We start from the raw sequence: 19,315 nt of genomic DNA, 5'->3' as shown, positions 1-19,315 counted from the left end.
GCGACTGGTGAAGCTGAATACCCAAGAGCATCAGGCCGCTGGAGCAAAATACGGCATCCGGGGTATCCCGACAATGGTCGCCTTCGCCAGAGGCAAGGAATGCCGCCGCCAGTCGGGCGCCCAACGAAGTGCAGATATCGTGAGCTGGGTGAAAAGCGTCTGAGCTTGCGTACCACGGCGCTGGCGCCGATGGTTCATCGGATGTCACCATACCCGGCTGAGAGGCGGAACCTGCCGGTCATCCCCAGCCGCCCGTACGCCCCTTGGCAGCCCCTTTCCTGCCAATGGAGGCGGCACCGAGTTCGGAGCACCTGGCGAGGTCGACCACGAGGAGCGGACTTGCGGCGCCGCGGCGGAACTGAAGGGGTGAAAGCACAAGAGCTGCCGCTCGCGGCGGGTGGCCGCCGTGGCGAGCCGAAGCGACAGGAGTTCGCTCCCGCTTTCCTGCCCCTCTCCGGGACAGCCCTGTCCGGCGGTTCAGCGCACAGGCTGTGTGAAAACTCGTGTTGTGCCGACATATCGCGGCGTGCCAGAACAGCTTTGGCCGGTTTCCCGTCTCACCAGGCAGCGGGTCTCGCGGGGGCGGTGCTGGCTTGCAGCGCCGCCAGCATGGCCGGAACCCCGAGGATCTTCATCACCCGCTTCATGTTGTAGGCGAGGACGTGCAGCGCCATTTCCGTTGCCACGTTCTTCAGGCGCTTCATCGTGAAATGCGTGGCGCCCATCCAGGCCTTGATCGTGCCGAACGGATGCTCGACCGTCTGCCGCCTAATCCGCATGATCAGGGGGTCGTCGGCAATCCGCTGCTGGACCCGCTCCAGCACGTCCTCGTGTTCCCAGCGGCGCATCCGCCGCTCGGTCCCCGTCGTACACATGGATTTCAGCGGGCAGCCCGGACAGGCATTGGTCCAGTAGCGGCGCATCTGCAGCCCGTCTTCCGCGCGGGCATAGCGATATGTCAGCGCCTTGCCCGCTGGGCAGGCATAGGTATCGCTTTCGGCATCGTAGACGAAGTCGGCCCTGTCGTATTGCCCGCGCGCGCCGGCGCCCGATGTATTCGGCTTCGGCACGGTCGCGGTGATCCCGGCCCGCTCGCAGGCCAGAAGCTGTTCGCTGCTGTAGTATCCCTTGTCCGCTACGGCGTGGAGATCGTCCGTGGTCATGACCTCCTGCGCCGCGATGGCCATGCCGGACAGAGCGCCCCGGTCGAAGCCCTGCATTGTCACCTCATGGGCGACGATCAGGTGATGCTCCGCATCGACAACGCTCTGAACATTATACCCGATCACCCGCGGATGCCGCGCCGTCGTCGTCATCGACCGGGCATCCGGGTCGGTCAGCGACACCTGGGTCTCGCCCGAGGCTTCCATGCGCGCCTGCATCGCGCGGGTCTCCTCGGCCTCGCGGACCAGGAAGCTCAGCTTGCGCGCCAGCCGTTCCAGCCGCCCCTTCGGCAAGGGCTGGCCGCCTTCCGCCTCGGCGGCGTCAGCGCGGACCAACTCGGCCATGTAACGGGCAATGCCGGCGTCGATGTCCTTCGTCTTGCGCCGAAGCTTTTCCAGCGTGAAGCTCTTCGATTTGGCATTCACGGCCTTGAACCGGCTGCCGTCTACGGCGACCGTGTCGGCGTCGAGCAGGCTCATGTCGCGGCAGAACAGGACGAACTGCCTGCAGACCTTTCGGATCGCCGGGCCGTTCTCCTTCCGGAAATTCGCGATGGTCTTGAAGTCCGGCTGCAGTCTGGAGGTGAGCCAGATCAGTTCCAGGTTCCGGCCGCATTCGGTTTCGAGCCGACGTGAGGACTGGATGCGGTTGAGATAGCCATAGACGTAGATGCGCAGCATCAGCCCGGGATGATATCCCGGGCGGCCGGTCTCCTTCGCTGCTGTCCTGAAGCCGAGGGCGGCCAGATCGAGCATCTCCACGAAGGCATCGACCACCCGGACCGGATTGGCCTCTCCGACATAGTCGTCCAGCGTTTCCGGAAAGAGCATCGCCTGCTGCCGCCCCGCTCCTTCGACGAAACCCGCCATGCCCTGCCTCCCCGTTTTGCGGAAAGTATAGCAGAGTCAGCGTGATATCGGGCGTGTTTTCACACAGCCTGCGCATAAATCTGCCGCTCGTGCGGGGCGCAGCAAACCCCGCCAGTTGATACGATGCGATCAGTCGCCCTGACATCATGTCCCCTTGGGACAAACCTTCAAGACTGCTCCGCCTTGCCCGACCAGTCTCCCTCTCAGCGGTTCTATGCCTGAGCGATCTTTGCCCGGTGCCGCAATCAGGAGGTGACCAGTGGCCGACAAGACGATCCACATCACATACGAGGATGGCGAGACGAAGGGGCGCTATGTCGCGCGCATCGACGGTCTCCAGGGCGAGGGCGAGCTGACGATCTCGAAGGTCTCGGACGTTCTCATCATCGCGGACCATACTCATGTGCCGGCCAGCATGCGCGGTCAGGGCGTCGCGGTAGCGCTGGCGGACCGGCTGGTCGCCGAGGCTCGGGCGAAGGGGCAGCGGATCGTTCCGCTCTGCCCCTTTGTGCGTTCGCAGGCACTGCGCCACCCCGACTGGGCCGACGTCATCCAGAAGTAAACCCGCGCGCCGGTGGCGGGCGGGTGCCCGCCACCGGCGCGCTTCGTCAGTCCCAAGCGGGCGCCAGTCCTTCGGGATCGACAATACGCCCGTTCGGCGCGGCCAAGCCGTGGATCTCGGTCATTTCCTCGGGTGAGAGGGTGAAGTCGAATATCGCGAGGTTTTCAGCAAGCCGCTCGATCCGCGCGGTCTTCGACAGGACGATGATGCCGTGCTGAATCTGCCAGCGGAGCGCCACCTGCGCCGCGGACTTGCCATGGCGCGTGCCGATGCGCGCCAGCACCGGATCCGTCGGCGCACGCCCGTCGGCCATCGCGTAATATCCGGTCAGCGCCATCCCGAGGTCGCTCGCAGCCGCCAGCACCGGAGCTTGCGAGAGCCAAGGGTGATACTCGACCTGGTTGGTGACCAGCGGCGCCCCGCTCAAGCCCGCGGCCTCGCGCATCTGCGCGGCGCTGTAATTGCTGATTCCGATGTGGCGCGTGAGGCCTGCGTCGCGCACGTCGTTCAGTTCGCCGATCTGCACCTCGCGCGGGATGTCGCTGCCATCCGGCCAGTGCAACAGGAGAAGATCGACATGGTCGGTACCCAGCTTGCGCAGGCTGTCGTGGACCGAGGGCAGGAAGTCCTCGGGCGAGACCTTGTCGACCCAGATCTTGGTGGTCAGGAAGATCTCGTCGCGAGGGACGCCCGAGGCGGCGATGGCGGCACCGACTGCCTCTTCGTTACAGTGGATTTGCGCAGTGTCGACATGTCGAAACCCGCGACGTAGGGCTTGGGGCAGGACGGCCGCCACCTCGCGAGCGTCCATGCGGAAGGTGCCGAAGCCGAGCGCGGGGATTTCTGCGCCGTTGGTGGTTATGGTTTGCATGGCCATCCTTTCAAGCGGAAAGCGGCGCGGCCGGTCGAGCGCGGCGCAGGGTGGCGAGGAAGGCCAGTGCGACAAGGGCCGCGCCAACGAGCGGCGTGGTGCCGAGGCTGAGCGGGCTGACGACGAGCCCGCCGACCCAGCCACCGACCGCGAGCCCGAGGTTGAAGGTGAAGACCGACAGCACCCGGCCCGCCAGCAACACCGGGTAGGAGAGCGCGAGCGCTGCCAGCACATTGACGGCGATGAACAGCGCCATCTGGCCCAGTAGCAGCGCCTTGCGCGGCATCCGGCCGGTCAGCGCGGTCACCTTCGGCGCGCCGAACGCATAGACGCTGACGATCAGCCCGGCGAGCAGCAGGGCGATCCCGAGCTCGGTGGCGACGGTGGGCAGAAGGCCCACGATGAGGAATTCTTCCGTAGTGCCGGTCGCATAGGCCGCGATCGTTAAGGCTATCAGGGCGGGGGGCATGGGAGGGCTCCTGTTTCTGTCCCGACCGATTTGCCCTTGCGGCGTCGCGCGGATAATCTCTTCAATCGGACTATCTACTGTTCCGCAAAATCAAAGGTGGCGTATGGACAACCGTTTCGGCGAGATGGAGACCTTCGTGCGCGCGGTCAGCGAGGGCAGCTTCTCGGCCGCAGGGCGCGCGTTGGGGATGACGCCCTCGGCGGTGAGCCGGGTGGTCTCGCGGCTCGAGGACCGGCTGCAGGCGAGGCTCTTGGTGCGCTCGACCCGCGCGCTGGTGCCCACGCCCGAGGGCGAGGCCTATCTGGCAGAGGCGCGCGAGATCCTCGACCGACTGGCCGAGATGGAGGCGCGGATGGCGCAGGGCGCGACCCCGCGCGGTCCCTTGCGGGTAAGCGCGACGGTGGGGTTCGGCGCGCAGGCGGTGCTGCCGCTGGTGCCGCGGTTTCTTGAGGCGCATTCGGGAATCGATCTGGACCTGACGCTGACCGACGGGGTGATCGACCTCTGGCAGGAACGGGTCGATCTGGCGATCCGCTCCGGTACATTGCGCGATTCCGCTCTGAAGGCGCGGCGGGTGGCCCGGATGCGGCGGGTTGTGGTCGGCGCGCCCGATTACCTCGCGCGGCGCGGGGTGCCGGTTGTGCCGGGGGATCTGATCGGTCACGACTGCCTGCGCTACAATTTCCGCCCCGACGACTGGCCGTTCCGTGATCCGGCAACGGGGGCGCGCGTGCTGCAGCGGGTCTGCGGGCCGTTCTCGGCCAGCGACGGAACGATCCTGCGGCACGTCTGCCTCGCAGGGACCGGCCTTATGTGGACTGGTGACGTCGTGGTGGCCGAGGATCTCGCGCAGGGCCGGCTGGTCGAGGTGCTGGCCGACTGGCAGCCGCCCGAGCCGGAGGAGATCCACGCGGTCTTCGCAGGCCACCCGCATCTGGCGAGCCGTATCCGGGCCTTCGTCGATTTCCTGTCCGAAGCGTTCGGCCGCGACGCGGGGTGACGCGCCGAGGCCGGTGAGGTAGTCCTTTTCAGCTTGCGATGAAGCCAAGCAGGTCGGCGTTCAGCACATCGGCATTCACTGTGAGCATTCCGTGCGAGAAGCGGGGATAGGTCTTCAGCGTGCCGTTGGGCAGCAGCTCGATCGACTTCAGCGCCGCATCGGCGATCGGCACGATCTGGTCATCCTCGCCATGCAGTACCAGCGTGGGCACGATTATCGCCTTCAGATCCTCGGTCTGGTCGGTTTCCGAAAAGGCCTTGATCCCCTCGTAATGCGCCTTGGCAGAGCCCATCATCCCTTGCCGCCACCAGTTCTGGATCACGCCCTCATGCACTTCGGTGCCCTCGCGGTTGAAGCCGTAGAAGGGGCCCGCTGGTACGTCGCGGAAGAATTGCGCGCGGTTGGCGGCCAGCGCCGCGCGAAAGCCGTCGAAGACCTCGATCGGCAGGCCCTCGGGATTGGCCTCGGTCTTCACCATCAAGGGCGGCACCGCCGAGACGAGCACGGCCTTGGCGACGCGTCCGGCGGGCTGGCCGAATTTGGCGACATAGCGCGCGACCTCGCCGCCCCCCGTCGAATGGCCGATGTGCACGGCATTGCGCAGGTCCAGCGCCTCGGCCACGGCGAAGGCATCGGCGGCATAGTGCTCCATATCGTGGCCATCCGATACCTGCGAAGAACGGCCGTGGCCGCGCCGGTCATGGGCGATCACGCGGTAGCCCTTGGAGACGAAGAACAGCATCTGCGCGTCCCAGTCGTCGGAAGAGAGCGGCCAGCCGTGGTGGAAGACGATGGGCTGGGCGTCCTTCGGCCCCCAGTCCTTGTAGAAAATGTCGACGCCGTCGGAAGTGGTCACAAAGCTCATGGTCATGGGTCCTGTTTGGTCAATCTCGGCCGCCTGGGCCTGGGAAGACGGAGAAAGGGTTGCGAGGGAGATTGCACCGGCCGCCGCGATCAACACGTCGCGGCGGTTCGGCTGGGCGGAGACGTCCGGCATCCGGGTCAGGCCGGAACCGGGGCGAGGGTTTCGCCGGTATGTGCGCTGCGATGCGACGCGCCATGCACCATCGTGTAGGCGTAATCGACGCCCATGCCGTAGGCGCCCGAATGTTCGCGCACGATATCCATGACGGCGTTGTAGGTGTCGCGCTTGGCCCAGTCGCGCTGCCATTCCAGCATGATCTGCTGCCAGGTGACGGGGATGACGCCCGCCTGCACCATGCGCATCATCGCCATGTCATGGGCTTCCTTGCTGGTACCGCCGGAGGCGTCCGAAACCATGTAGATCTCGTAATCCGTGTCCGCCATGGAGGAGAGCGCGAAGGACGTGTTGCAGACCTCGGTCCACAGGCCCGAGACGACGATCTTCTTGCGCCCCTGGGCTGCGGCAGCGGCCAGCGCATCGCGCACCTTCTGGTCATCCCAGGAGTTCATGGAGGTACGTTCCAGCAGCGGCGCCTCGGGGAAGACGTCCAGCAGCTCGGGATAGGTCTTGCCCGAGAAGCTGTCGGTCTCGACGGTGGTGAGCGTCGCGGGAATGTCGAAAACCTTGGCCGCCTTGGCCAGGGCGACGGTGTTGTTCTTCAGCACCTGGCGGTCGATGGACTGCACGCCAAAGGCCATCTGTGGCTGGTGATCGATAAAGATGATCTGGCTGTTGGAGGGGGTCAGGAGATCGAGTTTGCCGGTCATTGTCTTGGTTCCTCTGGTCGGGGATGATGTCTGTCAGCCGACTATGCCGCGGCATCGAACGGATGATAATCGCAACAATATTCACTTCATAATTCCATTTTAGGTAATGATTGGCCCGCGCCATGGGGAGAAGGCGATCACAACCGGGGCCCAGCATCGCTGATTTGAGGGTGGCGATATTGAAGGATCGACCGGGATCAGCCGGCCCCGGCGGCAGCGCGATGGCACAGATGTCCATGGGACGAACCTTCAATATCGGCGCGCGCCGGACTGGCAGTATGGGGACGGCGTGTCCTCCCCACGCCGATTTTCGGAGACAGCGGATGAAGATCTACCTAATTTCACTTGGCACGGGCCTGCTGGTCGGTGTGATCTACAGCCTGCTGCATGTCCGCTCGCCTGCACCGCCCGTCGTCGCTCTGATCGGCCTGCTGGGCATCCTGATCGGGGAGCAGGCCGTCCCGGTCTATCGCTGGCTGGTCGGCAGCCGCGGGATCGAAAGCGCCCATCACCATCTGTTTGGCGAAATGCCAAGCGCACACATCCGCCCCCCGCAAGGCGACGCGACCGAAGGAAAGAAGACCTGATGCATCCCTCGCTGATCCTGCACAACGCGACGATTTCGACGCTGGACCCCTCGATGCCGGTGGCCCAGGCGGCTGCCATCCACGATGGCCGGTTCACGGCGGTCGGCACGGACGAAGAGATCCTGGCGCTGGCCGGTCCCGGCACGCGGCTGATGGGGCTGGGCAAGCGGCGCCTGCTGCCGGGCCTGATCGACAACCACACCCACGTCGTGCGCGGCGGGCTGAACTACAACATGGAACTGCGGTGGGACGGCGTACGCTCGCTGTCGGACGCCATGGCCATGCTGCGCTGCCAGGTCGAGGTCACGCCGCCGCCGCAATGGGTCCGCGTGGTCGGCGGGTTTACCGAGCACCAGTTCGATGAAAAGCGCCTGCCGACGCTGGAGGAGATCAACGCGATTGCCCCGGACACGCCGGTCTTCCTGCTGCACCTCTATGACCGCGCCCTGCTCAACGGCGCGGCCCTCCGCGCTGTGGGCTATGACAAGAACACGCCGAACCCGCCGGGCGGAGAGATCCAGCGCGATGCCAAGGGCAACCCGACAGGCCTGCTGCTGGCGAAACCCAACGCAGGTATCCTTTACGCAACGCTGGCACGCGGGCCCAAGCTACCTGCCGAATACCAGATGAATTCGACCCGTCATTTCATGCGCGAGTTGAACCGCCTGGGCGTGACCGGCGTCATCGACGCGGGTGGCGGCATGCAGAACTACCCCGAGGATTACGAGGTCATCCAGAAGCTGGCCGATGATGACCTGCTGACGGTGCGGCTGGCCTACAACCTCTTCACCCAGAAGCCGAAGGAGGAGAAGGAGGACTTCCTGCGCTGGACGAAATCCGTCACCTACCGGCAGGGCGACGACTACTTCCGCCACAATGGCGCGGGCGAGATGCTGGTCTTCTCCGCCGCCGATTTCGAGGACTTCCGCGAACCGCGCCCCGATCTCGATCCCGGCATGGAGGACGAGCTGGAAGGCGTGGTCCGCATCCTGGCCGAGAACCGCTGGCCCTGGCGGATGCACGCGACCTATGACGAGACGATCTCCCGCGCGCTCGATGTCTTCGAGAAGGTCAATCGCGACATCCCGCTCGACGGCATCAACTGGTTCTTCGACCATGCCGAGACGATCTCGGAACGCTCGATCGACCGGATTGCCGCGCTTGGCGGCGGTGTCGCGGTGCAGCACCGCATGGCCTATCAGGGCGAGTTCTTCGTCGAACGCTACGGCCCCCGCGCGGCCGAGGCGACGCCGCCGGTGGCCCGGATGCTCGAGATGGGGGTGAAGACCTCTGCCGGGACGGATGCGACCCGCGTCGCCTCCTACAACCCATGGGTCGGCCTGTCCTGGCTGATCACCGGGCGCACCGTAGGTGGGCTGCGCGTCACGCCGGAACGCGACTGCCTCGACCGCGAAATCGCGCTCAGGATGTGGACCGAAAAGGTCGCCTGGTTCAGCAATGACGAGGGGCGGCGCGGGCGGATCGCACCCGGGTATCTGGCCGATGCGTTCTTGCCCGACCGCGACTTCTTTGCCTGCCCCGAGGCGGACATCCCCGACATCACTAGCGACATGACCATGGTCGGCGGGCGTGTGGTCTTCGCCAAGGGCGACTACGCGGACCTGGACGAGACGAACATCCCGCCTGCGATGCCGGACTGGTCGCCGGTGCGGCAATTCGGCGGCTATGGTGGCTGGGGACAGGCCCAAACGGCCTTGCCCCCGCATGTCGCGCGCAGTTGCGGTTGCGCCTCTGCCTGCGGTGTGCATGGTCATGACCATGCGCAGGCTTGGGGCGCGGGCCTGCCGGTGTCGGATCTGAAGGGCTTCTGGGGCGCGCTCGGCTGCGCCTGCTGGGCGGTCTGAGCGAGTGCTGCCAGGGTTGTCGGCTGTTCGGTCCTCGGGATCGAAATTCCCGTGCAAATGTCTCCGCGCAGTCGTCGCGCTTCGTAGCGTCATTGACCAAGAGCAGCGCGGGTGCAGGTCGGCTTCCGAGATAGGTGACACGATGATTGACGGCGGCCGCGGCACCCCGAATTCTGCAATTTGTCTGAAGTGCTAAATTGGCAATCCCAGCAGCCGCGTCTTACTTCTCCGGAGCGCTCTTGCCAATTAAGAACAGGGTGTTGACCGTCGCCGGGACGGGCTGAAATGAGGAAGGAGATCGTGGTGGCACCTGAAGAACGTCGGGTGGGGCTATGAGTTACATTGCGTCGGATGCGATCGCTAGCATTGAGAGAGAGTTGAAAGCATCGAGGGACAACCTCGGCTTTTCGCTCAAGATGCTGCGCTATAACCACTCAGCTCGCGCGGGCGAGCTGACAGTGATGCGCAAAGCCGTCGGCGGGATCATGCGCTCCAAGATCGGCACCCCGGCGCAGGAGCGCGGCATGATCCTGGGCATGTCGCTGCTGCCGGGCCACCGGCGGCGGATTCGCGAGGGCGCGCGCCGACTCGATCGAGTCTTCGATCGCCATTCGCTGTACATCCGCGAGTTCAACGTCGACTATGCCGCCACCGCCGAGGGCGCCTTGGACTTCCTGCTGATCGAACTGCCGCTCGACGCCAGCCTGCGGCTGCGCCCGACCAACGACGCGATCGATCCAGTGCTGGGGAGGATGGCCGAGGGGATGCTGGACTGGCTGGCGGCACCGCATCTGCACGACCCGCTGGAGACCGACGAGCTGGGCGCGCGGCTCATGTTGCATCTGGAGGCCAACCACGCGATGGTGCGCCGTCCCCGGGCGCGCACGAGGCTCTCGCCGACACAGGTTGCGCGCGCCAAGGAGATGCTGATGTCAGTGGAGTTCGAGGGTCTGCATCTCGACGATGTCGCCAATGCTCTTGACCTGACGCGCAACACCTTCTTCCGCTGCTTCCGCGAAACCACCGGCACCTCGCCCTATCAGTGGCTGCTCTCCGAACGGCTGGAACAGACCCGCCTGCTGCTGCGCCTGACGGATCTGCCACTGGTGGATATCGCCCTGTCCTGCGGTTTCTCGGACCAGAGCCATTTCACCCGCATGTTCAAGCGCGCCCAGGGCATCAGCCCCGGGCGCTGGCGCAAGGCCGCGTGAGCCTTACAGCCCGTCGGGCAGCGGCGTGAATTCGGACGTGTCGCCCGGCGGCAGGTGGAACCGGCCATGGGTGAAATCGCCCTGCTTCCACGCCTCCTTCGCTGCCTCGATCCGCTCTTGCGAGGAGGCGACGAAGTTCCAGCTGATGTAGCGCGGCCCGTTCATCGTAGCGCCCCCCAGCACCATCAGCCGCGCGCCCTGCGCGCCCGCCGTGACGCTGATGCGGTCGCCGGGGCGGAAGACCATCATCCGGCCCTCGGGGAAGGTCTCGCCCGCCACGGTGATCGAGCCTTGCGTGACATAGAGTCCGCGATCTTCCTGCCCGTCGGGCAGCGGCAGCTTTGCCCCCGCCGCCAGAACCACGTCTGCATAGAAGGTCTCGGTAAAGGTCTTGACCGGAGACCGCTCGCCCCAGGCCTCGCCCAGGATCAGCCGCACCTGCTTGCCTCCCTCGTCGAGGAAGGGCAGCGCCTCCTTGCCGTGATGTTCGAAGGACGCACCGCGATCCTCGGCCTCTTCCGGCAGGGCGACCCAGGTCTGAATGCCGAACAGTGCGCCGGGCTTGGTGCGCATCTCCTCGCTGGTGCGCTCGGAGTGGGTCACGCCTTCCCCGGCGATCATCCAGTTCACCTCGCCCGGGTAGACCATCTGGTCGGCCCCAGTGCTGTCGCGGTGATGGAATTCGCCCTTGTAGAGGTAGGTCACGGTAGCGAGGCCAATATGGGGATGCGGGCGCACGTCGATGCCGCCCCCCGTGAGGAATTCGGCCGGGCCCATCTGGTCGAAGAAGATGAAGGGCCCGACCATCTGCCGTTTCGGCGCGGGCAGCGCGCGGCGGACCTCGAACCCGCCAAGGTCGCGGGTGCGCGGGATGATCAGCGTCTCGATCGCATCGAGGCTTTCGGGCAGGGCATCGGGGCAGTCGGGGGCCTGGGTGGGGTTCCAGCTCATGGGGTCAGCCTTTCGTCGGGGTGATGAGGTGATGGATTTCGGGCGGGGTCGTCAGAAGCGCGCGGATCTGCGCCTGCATCGCGGCCTCGGCCTGAGTGACATGGGCATGGTGGCGCATGTGGGACAGCCACGAGGCTTCGTGCCAGCTTTCGACCAGGCGCCCCGGCGCGCTCGCATCCTCGCGCAGGACCCAGCCATAGCCACCATGGGCGCGCCGGCTGCGGCGCTGCTGCGGCATCAGGGTGAGGAAAGCATCGCGGTTGGCGGGCGGCACATCATAGGCAATCCAGATCGTCGCGGGGCCGTCTTCGTGCTCAGGCAGGGCGATCCCGGTTTCGGGCCAATGGTTGGCCGGGCTCTGGTCGCCGGTCAACCCCGACAGCCGCGCCCAGGCGGTCAGCGGGATCGCCAGCAGCAGACCGATGGCCGCCGCCAGTTGCGCGGTCCCGATGGAGGCCTGCGCGGCAACGGTGCCCCAGCCCAGACTGCCAAGCGCCATGGCGCCGGAAAAGACGGTCAGGAACAGGGCCAGACCACGTGCCCGGACCCAGTCGGGCAGGACGGCCTGCGCGGCGACATTCAGGCTGGACAGCACGGCGATCCAGGCGGCCCCGGTCAGCAGACCGGCCAGAAGACCCGAGGGCACGGCAGGCACCAGCGCGGCCAGACCCAGCGACAGCGCCATGCCCGCAGTGCCCAGCTGGACGGTGCGGTCCGGCCCCAGCTGGCCACGGACACGCGGCAGGACCAGCGCCCCGCCCACCGCGCCGACCCCGACAGAGGCCAGCAGCGCGCCGTAAAGCCCCGCGCCGCCGCCCAGGCTTTCACGGGCAAAGAGCGGCAGCATCGACCAGAAGGCCGAGGCAAAGAGGAAGAACCCGGCCGCGCGCAGCAGCACCAGGCGCAGCCCGCCGGTGAAGATGGCAAAGCGCAGCCCGGCCACCATCGCGCCGAAAACATGTTCGGGCGGCAGGCTTCGGGCGGGTTCTTTCGCGGGCTTCCACCAGATCAGCGCGGCGATGACGACCAGTGTCGACACGGCGTTCAGCGCAAAGGGCCAGACCAGCCCGAAGGCCGCGATCAGCATCCCTGCCACGGCAGGGCCGATGGCCCGGCTGATGTTGATGCCCATCGAGTTCAGCGCCACGGCGGCAGTCAGATCCTCACGCGGGACCAGCTTGGGCACAATGGCCTGCCAGGCGGGCGCGATGAAGGCCGCGCCGGACCCCAGCAGGAAGGTGAAGATCAGCAGCAGCACCGGCGTCATCGCCTGGGCCTGCACGACCAGCGCCAGCACCATGGCGACGGCCGACAGCATCAGGTTCACGACCAGCAGCAGGCGGCGCCGGTCGACGATGTCGGCCACCGCGCCCGCCAGCACGGCAAACAGGAACACCGGCAGCGTGGTCGCCGCCTGCACGGCTGCCACGATCTGGGGCGAGGGCGCCAGGTCGGTCATCAGCCAACCGGCGCCCACGTCGTTCATCCATGTCCCGATGTTCGAGACCACCGTCGCGCCCCAGAGAACGAGATAGGCCTTCTGGCGGAACGGGCTCCAGGCGCTTGCGCCCTGGGGGGTGGGGGTGGTCATGGGGGCCTCCTTCAGGCAGGCATGTCAAAGATCAGGGCGGCCCCGTCGCTCTGCCAGTGCAGGGCGGGCGGGGTCGTGGTGATTTGCAGCCCGTCGCCGGCGGTCACGCGCTCGCCGTCGATCACTGCGAAACCGTCGAGGATCTGGACAAAGACGGCCCGTCCGGGGGCCACCTCGATCGCGGTTTCCTCGCCCTCGATGGGGCGCAGGTAGCGCAGCGTGCTGTCGGACCCGAGCATCAGCGGCCCGTCCGGCCCCGCCAGCAGGCCGGGGGTCAGCGGCGTGGACTGGTAGCCCGGCACACCGCCACGCCGGTCCGGGATCAGCCAGATCTGCAGCACATGCGCGGTCTCCTTGTCCGAGGCATTGACCTCGGAATGGGAGATGCCGTGGCCCGCGCGCATCAGCTGGACCTCGCCGGGGGTGATCTCGGCCCGGTTGCCCAGGCTGTCCTCGTGGCGGATGCGGCCCGACAGGACCAGCGTCAGGATGTCCATGTCGGCGTGATCATGCGGCGCAAAGCCCGCGCCGGGGACGATCCAGTCCTCGTTCAGCACGCGCAGCCGGGCAAATCCCATGCGCGTCGGATCGAGGAAGGTGCCGAAGGAAAAGGTATGGCGCGCCTCGGCCCAGCCCTTGCGGGTCAGCCCGCGGGTCATGTTCTCGTGAATCATGTTCATGGCTCTGCCCTCCTTGGGTGTCAGGCGTTGGGGGATGTCCCCTTCAGGCGGAAAAAGCCGTCTGAAGGGCCGTGATTTCCTCGGGGCGCAGCTCGTGCCCGCCGCCGTGCAGGGTGGTCGACACATTGGCCCCCTGATTGCGGTAGTAGGCCGCCAGCGCCTCGGTCGCGGCCAGCGGCGCGATGGGATCGCGTCGACCGCCGGTGATCAGCACCCGCTGCCCCGCCAGTCCCGGCTGGGCCGGAGGCGTGAAGGGGATCAGCGGATGCAGCAGCGCCAGCCGGTCGAAGAGCTCCGGCGCGCGAAAGCTCATCGCGGCCAGGATGTTCGCCCCGTTGGAATAGCCGTAGGCATAGCTCGGCACGCCGGGGACCTGATGGTCGCGCACAAAGGCGATCATCTCCTCCGTCCGCTGCGCCAGGTCCGCCATGTCGTAGACACCTTCCGCCTTGCGGCGGAAGAAGCGGTTCGCGCCATGCTCGCTGACCGTGCCGCGGGGCGAGACGAGGCCCGCCCCGGGCCAGAGCTGGGCCGTCAGCCCGGCAAACTGGTGTTCATCGCCGCCCGTGCCGTGAAAGGCAAAGATCAGCGGGCTGCCCCTGGTGATCAGCGCCTGCATGTCAGGCCCCGATCGGGTCAAGGTGGGCCTCGATTGCCGCACGGTAGCGTTCGTGCTGGCTCGGCAACTTCAGCGCCTCGCCCAGATGGTCCGGCGCCTCGTCACGGTCGAAACCGGGCTCGGCCGTCGCCACCTCGAACAGCACCCCGCCGGGCGTGCGGAAGTAGACCGCCCAGAAGTAATCGCGGTCGATCGGCGGCGTGATCTGGTAGCCGGTTTCGGCGATGGCCTTGCGCACCACGTCCTGCGCGGCCCGGTCGGGGACCGAAAAAGCGATGTGGTGGACAGAGCCGCTGCCTTGCCGTGCCAGCGGCGCCCCCGGCAGGACCTCGATATCGACGATATCGGCGCCGTTGCCGTCAGGCACCCGGTAGCGGGTGGTCGCGCCTTCAGTCGCCTCGGCCTCGTAGCCCATGAAGCGCAAGAGCTCACCCGTGGCCCCGCCATCGCGCAACTTGAGCGAGGCGCCCTTGAAGCCGCGGATCGCTTCATCCGCGCCGACCGGTCCGGTCCAGCCTTGCCGCTCATCCGCGCTTTCGACCAGCGAGAAGCGGTCGCCGTCGGGCCCGGCAAAGCGCAGGTGCGTTTCACCGAAGCGGGTGACCTTGTCGGTGCTGCCAAGGCGGTCGGCCCAGTAGTCCAGGCTCCCCTCGGGCACGGCAAAGACCGTCTCGCCCACTTCGCCCACCCCGGCACGGCCGGGCATCATGTTGGCGAAGGGGAAATAGGTCATCACGCTGCCGGGGGTGCCGGCGGCATCGCCGTAATACAGGTGATAGGTATCGGGCGCGTCGAAGTTCACCGTCTTCTTCACCCGGCGCAGGCCGAGCGTATCGGTGAAGAATGCATTGTTCACGCGGGCATCGGAGGCCAGCGAGGTGACGTGGTGCAGACCGTTGATCGGAAGGGACATTGTCTCTCTCCTTGTTTCGCTTTCACCGGAATATGCGGCCTGACATCATTTCACTGAATACGCATAATTTGTTATTCACTATTGCACCCAACACAGGTAATGATGCGTCTATTCTGCCGATCCCCGTCGGCGGGTATTGAACGATCGGGACAGGAGCGGACGCTGTGGGCGAGATCGAGGAACTGCGGGTCTTCCTGGCCGTGGCCGAGGAGCAGAGCTTTGTCGGCGCGGCGCGCGCGCTTGGCCTGCCGCCGCCGTCGGTCACACGCTCCATCGCCGCGCTGGAGGATCGGCTGGGCCTGCAGCTCTTCATCCGCACCACGCGCCGGGTGTCCCTGACACCGGCAGGCGCCGATTATGCCGCCGAGGTCGACCCGCTGCTGCAGAGCCTTGGCCGCGCGACCGAGACATTGCGCGAGCGTCACGGGGATACGGCCGGCCTGATCCGGCTCAACGCGCCGCTGGCCTTCGGGACGCAGACGCTGCCCGGGATCATCGCGCAGTTCCGGATCCTGCACCCGCAGGTGAACTTCTCGATCGTGCTGAGCGACAGTTTCGTGGCCAGCGTGGACGACAGTTTCGACATGGCGATCCGGATCAGCCAGGCCCCGCGGGACGTGTCCAGCATCTGGCGCAAGATCTGCCGGATCGACAGGGTGCTGGTGGCCTCTCCCACCTATCTGAAGGCCCATGGCCAGCCGGACCATGCTCGCGATCTGGCAGGCCATGTCTGCATCGCGCATGACGCACAGGGCCGCAGCGAGACGTGGGAGCTGGAGACCGGCAGCGGCGAGACCTACCGGCACCGCGCGGGCGGCGTGCTGGCGGCCAACAACGCGGGCCTGATGTCCGAACTTGTGCGCTGCGGCGAAGGGATCGCCCTGCTGCCCCGATATATCGTTGAGGCGGATCTGGCGAGCGGCAGCCTGGTGCAACTCTTGCCGGACTGGTGTCCCCCGCAACTGTGGCTGACGCTGTATTACCCCCCGCTGGAACGCATCCCGGCGCGGTTGAGCCTGTTCTCGGAACATGTGGTCACCAGCATGACGGGGGCCGAGGGCTTCTGATCCCTCTATCTCCAGGCACTGCTGGACCTGTCCGACCCGGAGTTGTCGGATCGGACGCCATCAAAGGAGGGCCATTCGGTCCCAGTCCGGCACCACCCCTTCCGGCGACACGATGCGTCCATCCGAGCCCGCCAGCGCGTCGCTCCGGGCGATCTCCTCCCCGTTCAGGATGAACTCGGAAGCGGAAAGGTTGCTGGCCAGACGCGCGATCTTCTCGGTCTTTGGCAGCGCCTCGCGCGAAGGTCCGCTCTGGGCCTTCGTCGATGGCATGACCCTTCTGCACCCGCGAAATGCTGCGCTAGCGGCATACGGTAGTTTGGGGTTCAAAGTATGCATTCGCCGCGGGATGCCCGAACGGCCGCTTCCGATTCCTACGGTGATTTGGCCTCCCGCTGTCGAACGACTGAAAGGTGCGCACCTCCGTCGGCCAGCGAGCCGGGAATGCTGCAGGCCGGGCCGAGTGACCGCTGCAAGGGAAGCCGCAGCGCGGCGGCGCTGGATTCTGAATGACCGGTCTGGGGAACGGAGGCGCGCGCCATGGCTTGGCAACACCTGTTCGCCACCGGCCGGAAACTGCGCTCTTCCCCAGTACGGCAGAGGAAGATGAACGGCGGGACTTGGGGAGCCCGGCCGCGACGGTGCGAGCATCATCCTCTTCGTCGGGACCGGCCGCTTTTGCGATTTCACTGCTTGGGCTCCGCCGCGCCGCCGCAAGTCCGCTTCCCTTGGCCGGTCGCAGCTGGCCTCTCTGGCCCGGCACCATCGCGAGCGGCAGGAAAGGGCTGGCATGAGGCGCACGGGGTGATGTGGGCGACCGGCTGGTTCCGGCCCTCGGCCCAGTATGGTGATTCCTGGTGAACCATCGACACCCAAGCCGGGCTTCCGCGCCGCCGCAAGGCCGGAGAGGAGCCCCACTTCGAGCGCTCGTGCGCCTTGCAGCATTGGTCGAGAAGGTTGGACAGCGGTCGTTCGCTGCATCTTGGACGAACGGCTGTAGCGCGCAAATCGCGCAAGGTTAGGAGGAAAACCCCATAGGCGGTTTACAATCGGGGTTCTAAAGGTTGATATGCGGTTGAATGTTTAGAATGTTGGGGCATCACATTGTTTGCAATAGGTATTCGGGCCACTCCCAAGAAAGTAATTTTCGCCATTTATGACGCTGAAGATCAAAGTATCATCACGGTCGATGAGATAAAAATCCCGACAGCTTTCGCTGCTCCGGACGCACTGAAATATGTCAGAAGCAATCTTCTCGACATACTGCGTGAATACAATGTTCAAGCAGCTGGTGTTAGAACAACAGAACCCAATGCGCAGTCTGCCAATATAACCAGAATTCAAGTTGAAGGCGTTATTCTCGAAGCTTTCGCGAGCAGTTCGCTTAAATCATACTACATTGGCCATGTGTCATCAATCAGCGCGCGCTTGAAAATGGAAAGAAAAGATTTCAAGCCAATGATTGACGGAGACAAGATCCCGGCGGTGGAAAACTGGTTGGAATTGAAAAAAGAGCAGAGAGAAGCGGTTCTCTGTGCGATGGGTGCTGAAAATGCTTAAACCTCACAATGTTGCTGAAGTCAAATTTGAGACTATAGCGGAGATTGGCCAAGAGGGGCGAAACTCTACGGCTTACATAGTTCAAGATTTACAACTTGACGCGCAAATAGTCATGAAGCGCATCGAGAAGAAAAGTATAGCATCCCCAGAAGAATATTTCCAAGAGGCTCGAACTCTTTACGCTTCCAGTCATCAAAATGTGGTCCCTGTCATATATGCCTGCGAAGATGCAGAGCACGTTTTCATTGCATTGCCGTATTTCAAAAATGGGTCTCTAAAATATTTGATGCAGGAACGGAATCTCACGGTCCGTGAGATTGTCAGAACCTCCTGCCAGCTCCTGTCTGGCATTCATAATATACACTCCAAAGGCCTTATCCACTTCGACATCAAGCCAGATAATGTTTTACTTTCCGCCAGAGGCGAGGCGTTGCTGTCTGATTTCGGACTGGCTAAACAAATGCACTTGGGGCAAGCAGAGCAAAGCCGACTCTATTTGCCCATCACAGCCCCCGAGGTTGTGAACGGTGGCGGACCTTACGATTTAAGATTTGACATCTATCAATTTGGCTTGGTTCTTTACCGTATGTGTTGCGGCGAAGGTAGCCTACGCAATCAGCTTGGGCAGCTGGATCCCAACAACTTTCTTCTACATCTTGCCCAAGCGCTCAGAGACGGGACCTACCCAGACAAGTCAAGCTTTCCTGAACACATTCCGGATAGACTACGAAGGGTTGTTGTGACATGCTTGTCCACGGATCCCGACGACCGCTACCGCTCCGCGCTTGAGGTCGCGAACGCTTTGGCTGACGTTGAAGACTGCTTGGACTGGACCTATGTGGTAGAAGCAGGCGGACGGTCTTGGGTTCGCCACGAGGGTGAAACGGAAAAACGTTTCCGAATAGCAGGCGATGGCTCGACAGAGTTTACCACTACGAAGAATGGCGCCACTCGCAGAAAAAAAGCGCACTGTAAGGCGTCCATGACAACAGCTGTAATAAGAAGAGTATTGAAGAGCGAAGGATGAAAGTGGTTAAAAATAACCCTAAGACCTACAGGCGTCGCGAAACTGCGGCCCCCAAAAGTCATAAGGTTATTTCGGACGCTCAGAAGGAAAAAGCCTTTTCCGAGTTTGTCGATGGTAGGGTTTCTAATGAACTCTATATCGATTTACGTTCAAATTCCACACCTTCAAAGCGCTAAAATTTTTTTCTTCAAGAATTGACGTCCGGAAAACGAAGTCGGCATGCTTTCCGCATGCGCGGCCTATATGCCATACTCATCTGGGCTATATTCCGACCTTCGATCCGTTAATCCTTAATGTGCTGGGACCGGCCATCCGCTTCTCCAGGCGCGAAGGTCGGCCCTGGGGCGCCCCCTTCAAGCAGGTCCTGGATGCCAGCCAAGCCGGTCTGTCAGACCTCTGGAGCTTCCTCGGGTGCACTGCTCGGTATCCCTGCGGTGAGGGCCGTCTTCCGAGGTCTGTGACGCCCGTCTAAGAGCATGCCTTATGGCATGCGCTAAGGTTATTTCGCAATTTGAGCTCCTGGGCCCCCGGACTTCGACAGTTGGAAGCCGGAATCTGGCCCGCCCGCGCGGGCTGATCTTGGAAAATCAAAGGGTTGATCGGTCGGAAAGGTGCCATTT

20 protein-coding genes are annotated in these 19,315 nt (G+C 64.5%); 9 read left to right on the top strand and 11 right to left on the bottom strand.

Annotated elements, in window-relative coordinates:
* Positions 1-7: 7 nt before the first annotated feature.
* A complete protein-coding gene (locus FGX59_RS33080) occupies positions 8-163 on the top strand; it encodes a thioredoxin family protein (protein ID WP_370296440.1) in 156 nt (51 codons plus the stop codon).
* Between the two features lie 394 nt (positions 164-557).
* On the opposite strand, the gene FGX59_RS33075 is transcribed toward FGX59_RS33080, so the two are convergent.
* Positions 558-2,033 (bottom strand): IS1182 family transposase, encoded by a 1,476-nt coding sequence (locus tag FGX59_RS33075; protein ID WP_138472478.1) that lies wholly within the window; start codon positions 2,031-2,033, stop codon positions 558-560.
* 259 nt (positions 2,034-2,292) lie between these two features.
* Here FGX59_RS33075 and FGX59_RS33070 point away from each other — a divergent pair, with 259 nt between their 5' ends.
* Positions 2,293-2,595 (top strand): GNAT family N-acetyltransferase, encoded by a 303-nt coding sequence (locus FGX59_RS33070; protein WP_138472477.1) that lies wholly within the window; start codon positions 2,293-2,295, stop codon positions 2,593-2,595.
* Positions 2,596-2,641: 46 nt separating this feature from the next.
* Here the strand turns inward: FGX59_RS33070 and FGX59_RS33065 are convergent, their stop codons facing one another.
* On the bottom strand, positions 2,642-3,466 hold the full coding sequence (locus tag FGX59_RS33065; protein ID WP_138472475.1) for an aldo/keto reductase: 825 nt from the start codon (positions 3,464-3,466) through the stop codon (positions 2,642-2,644).
* Between the two features lie 10 nt (positions 3,467-3,476).
* A complete protein-coding gene (locus FGX59_RS33060; protein WP_206078503.1) occupies positions 3,477-3,935 on the bottom strand; it encodes an MFS transporter in 459 nt (152 codons plus the stop codon).
* 103 nt (positions 3,936-4,038) lie between these two features.
* Here FGX59_RS33060 and FGX59_RS33055 point away from each other — a divergent pair, with 103 nt between their 5' ends.
* Positions 4,039-4,935: a LysR family transcriptional regulator gene (locus tag FGX59_RS33055; protein ID WP_138472473.1), complete on the top strand. Its 897-nt coding sequence runs from the start codon at positions 4,039-4,041 to the stop codon at positions 4,933-4,935.
* A gap of 28 nt (positions 4,936-4,963) precedes the next feature.
* Here the strand turns inward: FGX59_RS33055 and FGX59_RS33050 are convergent, their stop codons facing one another.
* Positions 4,964-5,800 carry an alpha/beta fold hydrolase gene (locus FGX59_RS33050; protein WP_206078502.1) on the bottom strand — a complete coding sequence of 279 codons (837 nt, stop codon included), beginning with the start codon at positions 5,798-5,800 and terminating at the stop codon, positions 4,964-4,966.
* Positions 5,801-5,937: 137 nt separating this feature from the next.
* The gene (locus tag FGX59_RS33045) at positions 5,938-6,627 is read right to left on the bottom strand and encodes a hydrolase (RefSeq protein ID WP_138472470.1); all 690 of its coding nucleotides are present in this window, start codon (positions 6,625-6,627) and stop codon (positions 5,938-5,940) included.
* A 323-nt stretch (positions 6,628-6,950) separates the two neighbouring features.
* On the opposite strand from FGX59_RS33045, the gene FGX59_RS33040 reads away from it, so the two are divergent.
* The 3 genes from FGX59_RS33040 (at position 6,951) to FGX59_RS33030 (ending at position 10,290) form a co-directional block, all read left to right on the top strand.
* The gene (locus FGX59_RS33040) at positions 6,951-7,214 is read left to right on the top strand and encodes a DUF1427 family protein (protein ID WP_138472468.1); all 264 of its coding nucleotides are present in this window, start codon (positions 6,951-6,953) and stop codon (positions 7,212-7,214) included.
* Positions 7,214-9,079: an amidohydrolase gene (locus tag FGX59_RS33035; RefSeq protein ID WP_138472466.1), complete on the top strand. Its 1,866-nt coding sequence runs from the start codon at positions 7,214-7,216 to the stop codon at positions 9,077-9,079. Before FGX59_RS33040 ends, FGX59_RS33035 begins: the two co-directional genes overlap by 1 nt.
* A gap of 332 nt (positions 9,080-9,411) precedes the next feature.
* Positions 9,412-10,290, top strand: coding sequence for an AraC family transcriptional regulator (locus FGX59_RS33030; protein ID WP_138472464.1), 879 nt, complete (start codon positions 9,412-9,414; stop codon positions 10,288-10,290).
* 3 nt (positions 10,291-10,293) lie between these two features.
* Here FGX59_RS33030 and FGX59_RS33025 read toward each other — a convergent pair whose 3' ends face one another.
* From FGX59_RS33025 to FGX59_RS33005, 5 genes are read right to left on the bottom strand one after another with little or no spacing between them, the layout of a single operon-like run.
* Positions 10,294-11,241, bottom strand: a complete 948-nt coding sequence (locus tag FGX59_RS33025) for a pirin family protein (protein ID WP_138472462.1) — start codon at positions 11,239-11,241, stop codon at positions 10,294-10,296.
* Positions 11,242-11,245: 4 nt separating this feature from the next.
* Entirely contained in the window at positions 11,246-12,832 is a 1,587-nt protein-coding gene (locus FGX59_RS33020; protein WP_138472460.1) for an MFS transporter, read from the bottom strand.
* Between the two features lie 11 nt (positions 12,833-12,843).
* Complete coding sequence (locus FGX59_RS33015) at positions 12,844-13,512, bottom strand: pirin-like bicupin family protein (RefSeq protein ID WP_171060947.1); 669 nt, start codon at positions 13,510-13,512, stop codon at positions 12,844-12,846.
* A 43-nt stretch (positions 13,513-13,555) separates the two neighbouring features.
* Positions 13,556-14,131 (bottom strand): alpha/beta hydrolase, encoded by a 576-nt coding sequence (locus FGX59_RS33010; protein WP_138472455.1) that lies wholly within the window; start codon positions 14,129-14,131, stop codon positions 13,556-13,558.
* Between the two features lies 1 nt (position 14,132).
* Positions 14,133-15,044: a VOC family protein gene (locus FGX59_RS33005; protein ID WP_138472452.1), complete on the bottom strand. Its 912-nt coding sequence runs from the start codon at positions 15,042-15,044 to the stop codon at positions 14,133-14,135.
* 164 nt (positions 15,045-15,208) lie between these two features.
* Between FGX59_RS33005 and FGX59_RS33000 the strand changes: the two genes are divergently transcribed.
* Complete coding sequence (locus FGX59_RS33000) at positions 15,209-16,111, top strand: LysR family transcriptional regulator (protein WP_138472449.1); 903 nt, start codon at positions 15,209-15,211, stop codon at positions 16,109-16,111.
* Positions 16,112-16,171: 60 nt separating this feature from the next.
* On the opposite strand, the gene FGX59_RS32995 is transcribed toward FGX59_RS33000, so the two are convergent.
* Positions 16,172-16,381: a hypothetical protein gene (locus tag FGX59_RS32995; protein WP_138472445.1), complete on the bottom strand. Its 210-nt coding sequence runs from the start codon at positions 16,379-16,381 to the stop codon at positions 16,172-16,174.
* An 831-nt stretch (positions 16,382-17,212) separates the two neighbouring features.
* On the opposite strand from FGX59_RS32995, the gene FGX59_RS32990 reads away from it, so the two are divergent.
* The gene (locus FGX59_RS32990) at positions 17,213-17,668 is read left to right on the top strand and encodes a hypothetical protein (RefSeq protein ID WP_138472443.1); all 456 of its coding nucleotides are present in this window, start codon (positions 17,213-17,215) and stop codon (positions 17,666-17,668) included.
* Positions 17,661-18,695 carry a serine/threonine-protein kinase gene (locus FGX59_RS32985; RefSeq protein WP_138472440.1) on the top strand — a complete coding sequence of 345 codons (1,035 nt, stop codon included), beginning with the start codon at positions 17,661-17,663 and terminating at the stop codon, positions 18,693-18,695. Before FGX59_RS32990 ends, FGX59_RS32985 begins: the two co-directional genes overlap by 8 nt.
* Positions 18,696-19,315: the final 620 nt, after the last annotated feature.

It is taken from the genome of Poseidonocella sp. HB161398, from assembly GCF_005870025.1.
GTDB lineage: Bacteria > Pseudomonadota > Alphaproteobacteria > Rhodobacterales > Rhodobacteraceae > Mangrovicoccus.
Note: the sequence above shows the minus strand (reverse complement) of the source record. Positions and strands in the feature narration are given on the sequence as shown.

Coding starts and splice junctions, on each gene's coding strand:
- FGX59_RS33005 (WP_138472452.1), bottom strand. CDS start 15,044: ATGTCCCTTCCGATCAACGGTCTGCACCACGTCACCTCGCTGGCCTCC.
- FGX59_RS33030 (WP_138472464.1), top strand. CDS start 9,412: ATGAGTTACATTGCGTCGGATGCGATCGCTAGCATTGAGAGAGAGTTG.
- FGX59_RS33065 (WP_138472475.1), bottom strand. CDS start 3,466: ATGCAAACCATAACCACCAACGGCGCAGAAATCCCCGCGCTCGGCTTC.
- FGX59_RS33055 (WP_138472473.1), top strand. CDS start 4,039: ATGGACAACCGTTTCGGCGAGATGGAGACCTTCGTGCGCGCGGTCAGC.
- FGX59_RS32995 (WP_138472445.1), bottom strand. CDS start 16,381: ATGCCATCGACGAAGGCCCAGAGCGGACCTTCGCGCGAGGCGCTGCCA.
- FGX59_RS33040 (WP_138472468.1), top strand. CDS start 6,951: ATGAAGATCTACCTAATTTCACTTGGCACGGGCCTGCTGGTCGGTGTG.
- FGX59_RS32985 (WP_138472440.1), top strand. CDS start 17,661: ATGCTTAAACCTCACAATGTTGCTGAAGTCAAATTTGAGACTATAGCG.
- FGX59_RS33010 (WP_138472455.1), bottom strand. CDS start 14,131: ATGCAGGCGCTGATCACCAGGGGCAGCCCGCTGATCTTTGCCTTTCAC.
- FGX59_RS33020 (WP_138472460.1), bottom strand. CDS start 12,832: ATGACCACCCCCACCCCCCAGGGCGCAAGCGCCTGGAGCCCGTTCCGC.
- FGX59_RS33050 (WP_206078502.1), bottom strand. CDS start 5,800: ATGAGCTTTGTGACCACTTCCGACGGCGTCGACATTTTCTACAAGGAC.
- FGX59_RS33045 (WP_138472470.1), bottom strand. CDS start 6,627: ATGACCGGCAAACTCGATCTCCTGACCCCCTCCAACAGCCAGATCATC.
- FGX59_RS33060 (WP_206078503.1), bottom strand. CDS start 3,935: ATGCCCCCCGCCCTGATAGCCTTAACGATCGCGGCCTATGCGACCGGC.
- FGX59_RS33075 (WP_138472478.1), bottom strand. CDS start 2,033: ATGGCGGGTTTCGTCGAAGGAGCGGGGCGGCAGCAGGCGATGCTCTTT.
- FGX59_RS33035 (WP_138472466.1), top strand. CDS start 7,214: ATGCATCCCTCGCTGATCCTGCACAACGCGACGATTTCGACGCTGGAC.
- FGX59_RS33015 (WP_171060947.1), bottom strand. CDS start 13,512: ATGAACATGATTCACGAGAACATGACCCGCGGGCTGACCCGCAAGGGC.
- FGX59_RS33025 (WP_138472462.1), bottom strand. CDS start 11,241: ATGAGCTGGAACCCCACCCAGGCCCCCGACTGCCCCGATGCCCTGCCC.